An 11773-nucleotide genomic window follows, 5' to 3' on the forward strand; every position below is an offset into this window, starting at 1 on the left:
CGACGATGTCGACCGAGCAGACCACACCGCCTGCCGCCCAGCAGGAACCGGCCTCCCCGCCGCGAACCGGCAAGCGCGGCTGGGGCGGGTGGATCTCCGGCGCCGCGCTGGCCGCCTTCGTGCTGGTGTTCATCGCGAACTGCCGCGTGGCGCTCGACCCGCGGGTCGCTAACCCCAACGTGCAGGGGCGGCCGCGCCCGGTGAAGTTCATCTTCGGGCTGGACTACATCGCGTTCCTGCAGATCTCCACCGTGATCATGCTGATCGTGCTGCTGGTGGTGTTCATCCGGGGGTGGCGCCGCAATCCGGGCAGCCCCGCGATGCTGATGTTCTTGTGCACCACGCTGATCGTCTGGCAGGACCCGATCATGAACTGGGCGCCGTTCGCGGTGTACAACCCCGACCTCATCCATTGGCCGGAGTCGTGGCCCCTGGTGTCGTTGTCGCCGACCGTCGAGCCGTTCGTCGTATTCGGTTACGTTACTTTCTATTTCGGCCCCTACTTCCCAGCGGTCTGGATCCTGCGCAAGCTGCAGGCCAAGTACGGTCCCCAGTCGTTCGTCTCCCGGCACCCGTTGGTCAGCCTGGGCGCGTTGACCTGTGTGATCGGCTTCATCTTCGACGCGTGGCTGGAGATCCAGCTGGTCCACACCGGCATGTACATCTACTCGCAGGTGATCCCGTGGGGATCGGTGTTCACCGGCACGACATTCCAGTTCCCGCTGATCTGGGAGTCGTTCTCGGTGACCTTCGTGATGGTGCCCGCGGCGATCCTCTGCTATCGCGACGACACCGGAAAATCGGTGGCGGAGAAGCTGTCCGCGAAGGCCAGGCTGTTTCCCACGCGCCCAGTGCTCGGCACCTTCCTGGTGATGTTCGTCATCATCAACATTTCCTACTTCGCCTACGGGGGGTGGTTCGCCGTCATCAAGGCCTCCAAGGCGGCCACCGCCGTCGCCTGCCCATGGCCGTATCCGGAAGCCAAAGTGTATGACCCGCAAGGCTTCTACGAGAAGGCGGGCGCGCGCGGACCGTACTCCGTCGGCATCTGGTCGACCTGGATGAGCGGTCAACCCCACGGCCGGCCCGATGTGCAGCCCCCGCCACCGGGCGAAGGCCCGTGCGCGACACCGGCGCCGAGCAACCATGGCTGAGCGGCGCACGGTCGTCATCACCGGCGCGTCGCGCGGGTTGGGGTTCGCCTCGGCGGTGCGGTTGTATCGGGAGGGGTGGCGCGTCGTCGCGGCCATGCGCACACCCGATGAGGGAATGCCGCTGCTGCGTCGTGTCACCGGCGCCACCGAGGACGAGCGGTTGATCGGTGTGCAGCTCGACCTGACGGACAACGCGTCGATCGCCGCGGCGGCCAAGGCCATCGAAGAGGCTGTGGGTGCACCGTATGCGCTGGTGCACAACGCGGGCATCTCCGCCGCCGGAATGGTGGAGGAGACCGACATGGCGTTGTGGCAGCGCATGTTCGCCACCAGCGTCCTGGGGCCCGTCGCGCTCACCCAGGCCCTGCTGCCGAAGATGCGAGCGGCCGGTACGGGTCGAATTGTGTTGATTTCCAGCGCCGCTGGAGTGCGCGGCCAGCCCGCCACCGCACCGTACTCGGCGGCCAAGGGGGCGCTGGAGCGGTGGGGGGAATCGATGGCGTGCGAGATCGCGCCCTTCGGACTCGGGGTCACCGTGGTGGTCGCCGGCACGTATGACACCGAGATCATCACCGACGCCGGCACCACCGACGATCGCAACTTCGAAGGCCCGTACGCCCGGCTGCACAACACCATGAACAGTCGCGGTCGCTTCGCGATGAAAATGGCCCGGCCACCGGAGCGCTTCACCGACGGCCTGCTCAAGGCGCTCGAGGACCGCGCGCCGTTTCGCCGCCGCGGCATCGGCCCGGACGCGTCGATCCTGCTGGCGGCCAACAGGATCCTGCCCGCCTCGGGCATGCACCACATGTCGCGGACCGTGCTGGGCATACCGAGACAGGGGTCGATGCGGGGCGGGGCGTGGCCGCTGACGTGGGCCCAAAAGGCGATGGTGCTCGCCGCACGCGTTCTTCCGCAGCCCGTGCTGCAGCGCCTCGCGGCGCTGGCGGGGCGGCGTCAACAGGGGAGTGAGGGGAACTGATGGAGCAACTTTTCGACGACCTGGAAGACTTCGGCGCGTTCGACGACGCGGTGTCGGGCGACGTGCGTGACCCGTACACCGAATTGGCCCGGCTGCGCCGCGAGGAACCCATTCAACGCCTCGACGCGTCGGGCATGCCGCATGAGGAATCCAAGCCCGTCTTCATCGTCTACCGCCACGAGGAAGCCCAGCAGATGCTGCGCGACAACGAGACGTTCTCCTCGTCGGCCGTCATCGCCGCGTTCGGCCCCGTGCTGGGGGAGCGGGTCATGCTCGGCATGGACGAGCCGGTGCACGGCCGGCTGCGATCGCTGGTGTCAAAGGCCTTCTCGCAGAAGGCCTTGGCGCGGTGGGAAGACGAACTGGTCGGGCGCGTGGGCAACAGCCTGATCGACAAGTTCGCGGCCAACGGCAAGGCCGACCTGGTCAAGGAATTCACCTTCGACTATCCCAGTCAGATCATCGCCGGCCTGCTGGGCCTGCCGCAGGAGGACTACCCGCAGTTTCAGCGCTGGTCCATCTCGCTGCTGAGCTGGATCCTGAATCCGGAACGCGGACTCGCCGCATCGGCGGCGCTGTGCGACTACTTCGCGCCGATCCTCGCGTCCCGCCGCGCCGAGCCCAAGGACGATCTGATCAGCGGGCTGGCCCAGGCGGAGATCGACGGCGAGAAACTCGAGGACGAGGAGATCTATTCGTTCCTGCGCCTGCTGCTGCCCGCTGGCGTCGAGACGACCTACCGGTCGCTCGGCAGCCTGCTGTTGGCGCTGCTGTCCGACCCCGCGCAGCTCGATGCCATCCGCGCCGACCGGTCGCTGCTGCCGCAGGCCATCGAGGAAGGCGTGCGGTGGGAACCGCCCCTGCTGACCATCACCCGGGTGGCCACCCGCGACACCGAACTCGGCGGGGTGCCGATACCGGCCGGCTCGACGGTGATGCCGATGCTGGGCGCGGCCAATCGGCAGGAAGACCGCTACCCCGAACCGGACACGTTCGACATCTTCCGCTCACCGAAGAGCCACCTGGGCTGGGGGCACGGCGTGCACGTCTGCCTCGGCATGCACCTGGCCCGGCTGGAGATGCGCACCGCCATCAACCTTTTGCTCGACCGGCTGCCGAACCTTCGGCTGGACCCCGACGCGGACGACCCCCATATCCGTGGACAGGTCTTCCGGTCGCCGACGTCGGTGCCGGTGCTGTTCGACCCGCAATAAGCGGCCCCGCGACCGGTTGCACCTTGCCAATCGGCTAGTTTCCGGTAAGGCTCTCCGTAGCCCCTCAACGACCCAGAAGAGAGTGACAGATATGACTGAGGCTGTAAAGGTCCGCTTCGAGCCGAAGATGATGATCGACGGCAAGCTCGTCGACGGGCAGGCCGGCACCTTCACCAACATCAACCCGGCGACCGAGGAGTCGCTCGGCGAGGTCGCGGACGCTTCCAAGGAGGACATGCACCGGGCGATCGACGCCGCCCGCCGCGCCTTCGACGAGACCGACTGGTCGACCAACCGCGAACTGCGCAAGCGCTGCCTGTTGCAGCTGCACGAGGCGATCGAATCGGAGAAGGAAGAACTGCGCGAGGAGCTCATCCTCGAGGTCGGCTCGCCCCGGGCCATCACGTTCGGCCCCCAGCTGGACGCCCCGCTGGAAGACGGGCTGAAGTATCCCGCCCGGTTGATCGACGAGTATGCGTGGGAGACCGACCTGGGCGACAAGGTCATCAGCCTCACCGGCACGCTGACCACCCGCAAGGTCTGGCGGGAGCCGGTGGGTGTGGTCGGTGCGATCGTGCCGTGGAACTTCCCGTTCGAAGTCACCCTCAACAAGCTCGGCCAGGCGCTGGGCACCGGCAACACGGTGGTGCTCAAGCCGGCGCCGAACACGCCGTTCAACGCCACCCGGCTCGGCCGGTTGATCGCCGAGAAGACCGACATCCCCGCCGGTGTGGTCAACGTCGTCACCGCGTCCGACCACTTCGTGGGCGAGGAACTCACGCTGTCACCGAAGGTCGACCTGATCTCCTTCACCGGTTCGACGGTCGTCGGCAAGCGGATCATGGAAAAGGGTGCCGCCACCATGAAGCGGCTGTTCCTCGAGCTCGGCGGCAAGTCGGCCACCATCGTGCTGGAGGACGCCGACTTCGGGACGGCCTGCATGGTCGGCATCGCGCCGTGCATGCACGCCGGTCAGGGTTGCGCCAACCCGACCCGGCTGCTGCTGCCGCGGTCCCGCTACGACGAGGGCGTGGAGATCCTCAAGAACATCTACGAGAACGTCACCTGCGGCGATCCGCAGGACCCCGGAACCCTTTGCGGGCCCGTGATCTCGCAGCGGCAGCTCGACCGGGTGACGGGCTACATCAAGAAGGGTGTGGAAGAAGGTGCCACCGCGCTGGTCGGCGGTCCCGACGCCCCGACCGGATTCGACAAGGGATATTTCGTCCGCCCAACGCTTTTCACCAACGTCGACAACTCCATGACGATCGCGCAGGAGGAGATCTTCGGCCCGGTGCTCTCCGTCATCCCGTTCGACGACGAGGAGGACGCGATCCGCATCGCCAACGACAGCGTGTACGGGTTGGCCGGCAACGTGTTTGCGGGCTCCCTCGAGCGTGCGCTGTCGGTGACCCGCCGCATCAAGGCCGGCTTCATGGGCGTCAACGGCGGCGCCCCGTACGGCGCCGACACCCCGTTCGGTGGCTACAAGGAAAGCGGCGTGGGACGCCAGAACGGTGTCGCCGGGTTCGACCAGTACACCGAGATCAAGTCGGTCGCCTACCCCGCCGGCTGAGGGCGGCGCGACTCGGTCGCGCCAACCAAAGCGGCTGTGACAGCGTCCATTACGTGACTGCCGAATGCGCCGGCACCCGTGCTGGCGCATTCGGCCACGCAATCGGTCACCTCGGCTCGATACGCGTGAGAAGCACCCCGGCCCTCGCCCTCCCAACCCCTTGGTTGACAATCGAGGCAAGACTCACTCGTTTTTCGAAGTCCACGTGTCAAAGGAGACAAGACCATGGCTGAAGCCGTCATCGTCGAGGCAGTGCGTTCACCGATCGGGAAGCGCAACGGCGGATTGTCCGGGGTGCACCCGGCGGATCTGTCCGCGCAGGTGCTCAACGGCCTGGTGGACAAGGCCGGCGTCGACCCCGGCATCGTCGACGACGTCATCTGGGGCTGCGTCATGCAGGCCGGGGAGCAGGCCCTCGACATCGGCCGCACCGCGCTGCTGACCGCCGGTTGGCCCGAGACCGTCCCCGGCGTGACCGTCGACCGTCAGTGCGGGTCGAGCCAGCAGTCGATCCACTTCGCGGCCGCCGGGGTGATCGCCGGACACTACGACGTCGTCGTCGCCGGCGGCGTCGAGTCGATGTCGCGCACCCCGATGGGGGCGTCGCTGGCCAACGGCGGGCGGCCGTACTCGCAGGCCTTCCTGGACCGCTACCAGGGCCAGATCCCCAACCAGGGCATCGGGGCGGAAATGATCGCCGAGAAGTGGGGCTTCGACCGCACGGCGCTCGACGAATTCTCGTTGGCCTCGCACGAAAAGGCCGCGGCCGCACAGGATTCCGGTGCCTTCGATGACCAGATCGTGGGCATCAAGGATCAGGACGGCAATGTGGTCCTCAAGGACGAGGGCATCCGCCGCGGCACGCCGATGGAGAAGATGGCCTCGCTGAAGCCGGCGTTCAAGGAAGACGGCGTGATCCACGCCGGCAACTCGTCGCAGATCTCCGACGGTTCGGCGGCGCTGCTGTTCATGTCCGCCGAGAAGGCCAAGGAGCTGGGGCTCAAGCCGATCGCCAAGGTGCACACCGCGTCGCTCGCCGGGGCCGACCCGGTGATCATGCTGACCGCCCCCATCCCGGCGACGCAGAAGGTGCTGAAGAAATCCGGCCTGTCCATCGACGACATCGGCGCCTACGAGGTCAACGAGGCGTTCGCGCCCGTCCCGCTGGCGTGGCTCAAGGACATCGGCGCCGACGAGAAGAAGCTCAACCCCAACGGCGGCGCCATCGCGCTGGGTCACCCGCTCGGCGGATCCGGCGCCCGGATCATGACCACCCTGCTGTATCACATGCGGGACAAGGGAATTCGCTACGGTCTGCAGACCATGTGCGAGGGTGGCGGCCAGGCCAACGCCACCATCGTGGAACTGTTGTGACCCAGGAGCCGGGCGCCCTGGCCGAACGCCGGGGCAACGTGATGGTGATAACCATCAACCGGCCGGAGGCCCGCAACGCGGTCAACGCCGCGGTCAGCATCGGCGTCGGGGACGCACTGGAAGCGGCGCAACACGATCCCGAGGTGCGGGCGGTGGTGCTCACCGGCGCGGGCGACAAGTCGTTCTGCGCCGGTGCCGACCTCAAGGCGATCGCCCGCCGCGAAAACCTCTATCACCCCGATCATCCCGAGTGGGGCTTCGCCGGCTACGTCCATCACTTCATCGACAAGCCCACCATCGCGGCGGTGAACGGGACCGCCCTGGGTGGCGGCACCGAACTGGCGTTGGCCAGTGACCTGGTGGTGGCCGACGAGCGGGCCCAGTTCGGGCTCCCGGAGGTCAAGCGTGGGCTGATCGCCGCCGCCGGTGGCGTGTTCCGCATCGCGCAGCAGCTGCCGCGCAAGGTGGCGATGCAGCTGCTGCTGACCGGCGAGCCGCTGAGCGCGGCCGCCGCCTGCGAGTGGGGGCTGATCAACGAGGTCGCCGCGGCGGGCTCGGTGCTGGACGCCGCGCTGGCGCTGGCCGCGCGGGTCACCGTCAACGCGCCGCTGTCGGTGCAGGCCAGCAAGCGCGTCGCCTACGGCGTCGACGACGGGGTCGTCGTCGGCGACGAGCCGGGTTGGGACCGCACCGTGCGCGAGATGCGGGTTTTGCTCAAGTCCGAGGACGCCAAGGAGGGGCCGCTGGCGTTCGCCGAGAAGCGGGAGCCGGTCTGGAAGGCGCGCTAACGACTGGCGAGCAGACGCAAAAGCACGCGAAAAGCACCCGAAATCAGCCATTTTGGGTGCTTTTGCGTCTGCTCGCGCTCATACGCGCGCCCACGCGCGTTAGTGCGCGTTAGTGCGCCAGGACGTTCACCCCGCGGCGAAATACCCCCGGTAGCAGCGTGCACGCCGGCACGACGGCGCGGCGCACCGCGGGCGGCGTGCTGGCCAGCACCAGCCCGCGGGTGAGCAGCCGGTAGTCGCGGGTGATCCGGTGCCAGGCCTTCTCGTAGGACGCTGGCGCTTCGGCGGCGATGGCCTCGACGGCCGCGGCGGCTTGCTTGAGGGCGAGACTGATGCCCTCGCCGGTCAGGGCGTCCTCGTAACCGGCGGCGTCGCCCACCAGCAGGACGCGGCCCGCGACGCGCCGCGAGACCACCTGGCGCAGCGGGCCGCAACCGCGCGGCTGCCCGCGGCTCGCGCCCTCCAACTGCCGGGCCAGCCGCGGAAACCAGGCCAGGTCGGGCCGCCCACGGGACAGGATCGCCACGCCGACCAGGTCGGGCTCGACCGGCGTCACGTACGCCTCGCCCCAGCGCGACCAGTGCACCTCGACGAAGTCGGTCCACGCCGGCACCCGGTAGTGCCAACGCACGCCGTAGCGTCGCGGCGTTCCCGCCGTCGCCGCGATGCCGACGTCGCGCCGGACCTGTGAATGCAGGCCGTCGGCCGCCACCAACCATTTCGCGCGCACCCCGGCGGCCGAGACGCCGTGCGCGTCCTGCCGGACACCGGTCACCCGCGCTCGGATCCAGTCGGTGTCTTGCTCTTTGGCGCGCGCGGCCAGCGCCGCGTGCAGCGTGGTGCGTCGCACGCCGCGCCCCGGCCCGCCGCGAAACCGCGCCTGGGCCCGCCGTCGTTCGCTCACGTAGGCGATGCCGTGGAACGGCATGCCGGCCGGGTCGACGCCCAGCGCGGTGAGCTCGGCCAGGCCGCCGGGCATCAGCCCCTCGCCGCACGCCTTGTCGATGGGGGTCTCGCGCGGCTCGGCCACGATCACCGAAAGTCCAAGGCGTCGAGCGTGTAACGCCGTGGCCAGGCCGCCGGGGCCGCCGCCGACGATCAGCAGGTCCGCGTCGTAATCGCTCATGTGTAACCCAGAGCCGAGTTCTCCACCCGCAGCCGCACCCCGAGCAGCCCGGCGTTGGCCAGCGTGAAGATGGCCGCGGTCAGCCACGCCGTGTGCACCAGCGGCAACGCCAACCCCTCAGCCACCACTGCAACATAGTTCGGATGGTGCAGCCAGCGGTAGGGACCCCGTCGCACCAGCGGGGCCTGCGGCAGCACGATCACCCGGGTGTTCCACCGCCGCCCCAGCGTCGTGATGCACCACCAGCGCAGCGCCTGGCTTCCCGCCACCACGGCCAGCATCGGCCAGCCCAGCCACGGAATGAACGGCCGGTGCAGCGCCCACGGTTCGACGAGGCAACCGACCAGCAGCCCGGTGTGGATGACCACCATCACCGGATAGTGCGATCGGCCAAACTCTTTGGCGCCCTGGGTAAACGACCATCGCGCGTTGCGGGTGGACACCACCAGCTCGGCGACGCGCTCGACCCCGACGGCCAGCACCAGCAGGTAATACATGGCTACAGTCTTTACCAGCGCTACCAGGCCAGCAGCACCAGTTCGGAGCAGAACGCCGGCCCCATCGCGATCATCAGGCCGATCGAGCCCGGCGCCGGTGGATCGGCCATGTTGGCCGCGAGCACGTCGAGCACCGAGACCGATGACAGATTGCCGTTCTCGCGCAACGACTTTCGGGTGCGGTCCAGGGCGTCCGCGGGCAGGTCCAACACGTGCTCGACGGCTTCGATCACCCGGGGGCCGCCCGGGTGGCAGACCCAGGTCGTCACGTCGCGGGGGCGCAAACCGTGGTCGGCGAGGAAATCGCGGACGTCGTCGCCCAGGTATTTCTCGGCGATGGTGGCGATGTCGGCGGACAGCACGATGCGGAATCCGTCGCCGCCGATCTTCCAGCCCATGACGTCTTCGGTGTCGGGATAGATCCGGCTGCGGGTGGCCAGCACCCGGGGGCCGGTGTGTTCGGCGCCGGTGCGTTGGGCGCCCTCGCTGATCACCACGGCCGCGCCGTCGCCGAAGAGGCTGGTGGCGACCAGGTTGGCGACGGACGTGTCGTCGCGCTGGATGGTCAGCGAGCACAGTTCGACCGCGAGCAGCGCGGCCGTGTGGTCGGGGAAGGCGCGCAGATAGTCGTGCATGCGCGCCACCCCCGCCGCGCCGGCCACGCAGCCCAGCCCGAACAGCGGGACGCGTTTGACGTCGGGCCGCAGCCCGACCCGCGTCGCCAAGCGCGCCTCCAGCGTCGGCACGGCGAGCCCGGTGACCGTCGTGGAAAACACGATGTCGAGCTCCGACGGCTTGACCTTGGCCTCGTCCAGGGCCGCCACCAGCGCCTGCTCGCCGAGGTCGAGCGCGACGTCGAGGTAGGCGTCGTTGGCCTCGGTGAAGCCGCTCAGCTCGCGGTAGTGCGGCAGCCGCAAAGCGGTGTTGCGGAACTCGACCCCGCTGCTGCCGCCGAAACGGCGGAAATCGGGGCCGGCGATGTCGGTCAGCGCGCGGATGGCCTCGTGTTGGGTGTAGCGATTGGGCGGGAATCTGACCGCCACGCCGGCGATGGACGGATATTTCACCGCGGTATCCGCGGCGCCCCCAGTGAACTTCTTCATGCCCCCGGTCACGGTGCCGGTGCCGCACCGGTTCAAATTCGTCTTTGCGTCGCGCGGGCCACGGGCCAGCTCGTCGGGCTAGGGTCGGGGTATGCGGGTTCTGGTCACCGGTGCCACCGGCTATGTGGGATCACGGCTGGTCACGGCGCTGCTGGAAAACCAGCACCAGGTGGTGGCCGCGTCGCGAAACCCGGTGCGGCTCAAGCGTTTCGGCTGGTTCGACGACATCGCCCCGGTCACCCTCGACGCCGCCGACCCGGAGTCGCTGCGAGCGGCCTTCGCCGGGTGCGACCCCATCGACGTGGTGTATTACCTGGTGCACGCCATCGGTCAGCCCGGATTTCGCGACGCGGACAAATCCGCGGCCGGCAACCTCGCGACCGCGGCCCGCGACGCGGGGGTGCGCCGCATCGTCTACCTGGGCGGCTTCGTGCCCGCCGACGAGGCGTTATCCGAGCACCTGACCAGCCGGGCCGAGGTGGCCGAGGCGCTCACCGTCGCGGGTGGCCCGGAGCTGGTGTGGCTGGGCGCGGCGATGATCATCGGCGCCGGATCGACGTCGTTCGAGATGATGCGCTACGTGGGGGACCGTTTTCCGGTCATCCCGATCCCGAGCTGGATGGACAACCCGATCGACCCGATCTCCATCCGCGACGTCCTGCACTATCTCGTCGCCGCGGCCGATCGTGACCGGGTGCCCGCGGGGGCCTACGACATCTCGGGGCCCGAGACCACCTCCTACCGGCGGCTGCTGAAGACCTACGCCCGCATCTCGGGGCGCTGGCACACCGGCTTGCCGGTCGGCAGGGTCGACACCGGGCTGGCCTCGCTGATCACCGGCGTCGCCCTGCCGGTGCCCCCGGGCCTGGCCGGGGACCTGGTCGAGTCGCTGGACCACCCGATGGTGGCGTCGGTCAGCGACCTGCGCGACCGGGTACCCGATCCGCCCGGCGGCCTGCTCGGGATCGACGACGCCATCGCGCTGGCGCTGCGCGGCCTCTCCAATCAGCGGCCGCGCCCGGTCAACGCCCTGGCCGACCCGCACGACCTCGCCAACACCGACGCCGCCTGGGCCGGTGGCGACGCGCGGCGCCTCCGCCAACTCGCCCAGCGCGTCACACCGTCCATCGCGCGGCCGACCCTGGGGCTGGTGAACAGGGTCCCCGGTCCGGTTGCCGGAGCGCTTCGCACCGGCCTCGACATTTTGATCGCCCTGACCCCGAAGGTGCGTCCCGCATGAGCCAGTCAACGGCCCCCTACCACAGCAGCGTCTTCGCCGAGTTGCGGCGCGCGATCACCAATGTTGCTGTGCCCCATCATGAATCGCCGTCCGTCGTGCGGCGGCGCCGCGTCGTCGTCGCGATCACGCTGGTGGTCGGCGCGGCGGTGCTGGGGTACTCGTTGCGGCGCCATCCGGGGGAGGCCAGCTTCTACTGGCTGACGCTGGCGCTCGCGGCGGTGTGGACCGCGGGCGCGTTGGTCTCCGGCCCGCTGCACCTGGGCGGCATCTGCTGGCGGGGCCGCAACCAGCGGCCGGTCATCACCGGGACGACCGTCGGCCTGCTCGTCGGTGGCGCGTTCGTGGTGGGTGGGCTGATCGCCCGAGAGATCCCCGCCGTCTCCGACCTGATCACCCGGGTGCTGCTCTTCGCCCATCAGGGGTCCTTCCTGCTGGTCGTGCTGATCACCGTCATCAACGGCGTCGCCGAGGAGCTGTTCTTCCGCGGCGCGCTCTACACCGCGCTGGGCCGCTATCACCCGGTGCTGATCTCCACGCTGCTCTACACCGCCGCCACCATGGCCAGCGGCAACCCCATGCTGGGATTCGCCGCGATCATCCTGGGCACGGTGTGCGCGCTGGAGCGCCGGGCCAGCGGCGGCGTGCTGGCGCCGGTGCTGACCCACGTCGGCTGGGGGCTGATCATGGTGCTGGTCCTGCCGCCGATGTTCGGGGTCTGA

11 protein-coding genes are annotated in these 11773 nt (G+C 69.1%); 8 read left to right on the top strand and 3 right to left on the bottom strand.

Going from position 1 to position 11773, the window contains the following annotated elements; genetic code table 11:
• Positions 1-5 precede the first annotated feature (5 nt).
• From W7S_RS05790 to W7S_RS05815, 6 genes are all read left to right on the top strand, one after another.
• Complete coding sequence (locus W7S_RS05790) at positions 6-1154, top strand: spirocyclase AveC family protein (RefSeq protein ID WP_008254443.1); 1149 nt, start codon at positions 6-8, stop codon at positions 1152-1154.
• A complete protein-coding gene (locus tag W7S_RS05795) occupies positions 1147-2136 on the top strand; it encodes an SDR family oxidoreductase (RefSeq protein ID WP_008254445.1) in 990 nt (329 codons plus the stop codon). Before W7S_RS05790 ends, W7S_RS05795 begins: the two co-directional genes overlap by 8 nt.
• Entirely contained in the window at positions 2136-3350 is a 1215-nt protein-coding gene (locus W7S_RS05800; protein WP_008254447.1) for a cytochrome P450, read from the top strand. Before W7S_RS05795 ends, W7S_RS05800 begins: the two co-directional genes overlap by 1 nt.
• A 91-nt stretch (positions 3351-3441) precedes the next feature.
• Positions 3442-4926: an aldehyde dehydrogenase family protein gene (locus W7S_RS05805; protein WP_008254448.1), complete on the top strand. Its 1485-nt coding sequence runs from the start codon at positions 3442-3444 to the stop codon at positions 4924-4926.
• 225 nt (positions 4927-5151) lie between these two features.
• The gene (locus tag W7S_RS05810) at positions 5152-6300 is read left to right on the top strand and encodes a thiolase family protein (RefSeq protein WP_008254449.1); all 1149 of its coding nucleotides are present in this window, start codon (positions 5152-5154) and stop codon (positions 6298-6300) included.
• A complete protein-coding gene (locus tag W7S_RS05815; RefSeq protein ID WP_008254450.1) occupies positions 6297-7088 on the top strand; it encodes a crotonase/enoyl-CoA hydratase family protein in 792 nt (263 codons plus the stop codon). Before W7S_RS05810 ends, W7S_RS05815 begins: the two co-directional genes overlap by 4 nt.
• Positions 7089-7197: 109 nt before the next feature.
• On the opposite strand, the gene W7S_RS05820 is transcribed toward W7S_RS05815, so the two are convergent.
• The 3 genes from W7S_RS05820 to W7S_RS05830 are packed head-to-tail and all read right to left on the bottom strand — an operon-like array spanning position 7198 to position 9814.
• Complete coding sequence (locus W7S_RS05820; protein WP_008254451.1) at positions 7198-8214, bottom strand: NAD(P)/FAD-dependent oxidoreductase; 1017 nt, start codon at positions 8212-8214, stop codon at positions 7198-7200.
• Entirely contained in the window at positions 8211-8711 is a 501-nt protein-coding gene (locus W7S_RS05825) for an isoprenylcysteine carboxyl methyltransferase family protein (protein WP_008254452.1), read from the bottom strand. Before W7S_RS05825 ends, W7S_RS05820 begins: the two co-directional genes overlap by 4 nt.
• 20 nt (positions 8712-8731) lie before the next feature.
• Positions 8732-9814: a type III polyketide synthase gene (locus W7S_RS05830; protein WP_050989409.1), complete on the bottom strand. Its 1083-nt coding sequence runs from the start codon at positions 9812-9814 to the stop codon at positions 8732-8734.
• A 91-nt stretch (positions 9815-9905) separates the two neighbouring features.
• Between W7S_RS05830 and W7S_RS05835 the strand changes: the two genes are divergently transcribed.
• The gene (locus tag W7S_RS05835) at positions 9906-11054 is read left to right on the top strand and encodes an NAD(P)H-binding protein (RefSeq protein ID WP_008254454.1); all 1149 of its coding nucleotides are present in this window, start codon (positions 9906-9908) and stop codon (positions 11052-11054) included.
• On the top strand, positions 11051-11773 hold the full coding sequence (locus tag W7S_RS05840) for a CPBP family intramembrane glutamic endopeptidase (protein ID WP_008254455.1): 723 nt from the start codon (positions 11051-11053) through the stop codon (positions 11771-11773). The genes W7S_RS05835 and W7S_RS05840 overlap by 4 nt, the downstream gene beginning before the upstream one ends.

The organism is Mycobacterium sp. MOTT36Y (assembly GCF_000262165.1).
In the GTDB taxonomy this organism is placed as follows: domain Bacteria; phylum Actinomycetota; class Actinomycetes; order Mycobacteriales; family Mycobacteriaceae; genus Mycobacterium; species Mycobacterium intracellulare.

Excerpts from the sequence above, each read along its gene's own strand:
- W7S_RS05825 (WP_008254452.1), bottom strand. The coding sequence starts at position 8,711 with ATGTATTACCTGCTGGTGCTGGCCGTCGGGGTCGAGCGCGTCGCCGAG.
- W7S_RS05835 (WP_008254454.1), top strand. The coding sequence starts at position 9,906 with ATGCGGGTTCTGGTCACCGGTGCCACCGGCTATGTGGGATCACGGCTG.
- W7S_RS05820 (WP_008254451.1), bottom strand. The coding sequence starts at position 8,214 with ATGAGCGATTACGACGCGGACCTGCTGATCGTCGGCGGCGGCCCCGGC.
- W7S_RS05790 (WP_008254443.1), top strand. The coding sequence starts at position 6 with ATGTCGACCGAGCAGACCACACCGCCTGCCGCCCAGCAGGAACCGGCC.
- W7S_RS05810 (WP_008254449.1), top strand. The coding sequence starts at position 5,152 with ATGGCTGAAGCCGTCATCGTCGAGGCAGTGCGTTCACCGATCGGGAAG.
- W7S_RS05800 (WP_008254447.1), top strand. The coding sequence starts at position 2,136 with ATGGAGCAACTTTTCGACGACCTGGAAGACTTCGGCGCGTTCGACGAC.
- W7S_RS05795 (WP_008254445.1), top strand. The coding sequence starts at position 1,147 with ATGGCTGAGCGGCGCACGGTCGTCATCACCGGCGCGTCGCGCGGGTTG.
- W7S_RS05805 (WP_008254448.1), top strand. The coding sequence starts at position 3,442 with ATGACTGAGGCTGTAAAGGTCCGCTTCGAGCCGAAGATGATGATCGAC.
- W7S_RS05830 (WP_050989409.1), bottom strand. The coding sequence starts at position 9,814 with ATGAAGAAGTTCACTGGGGGCGCCGCGGATACCGCGGTGAAATATCCG.
- W7S_RS05840 (WP_008254455.1), top strand. The coding sequence starts at position 11,051 with ATGAGCCAGTCAACGGCCCCCTACCACAGCAGCGTCTTCGCCGAGTTG.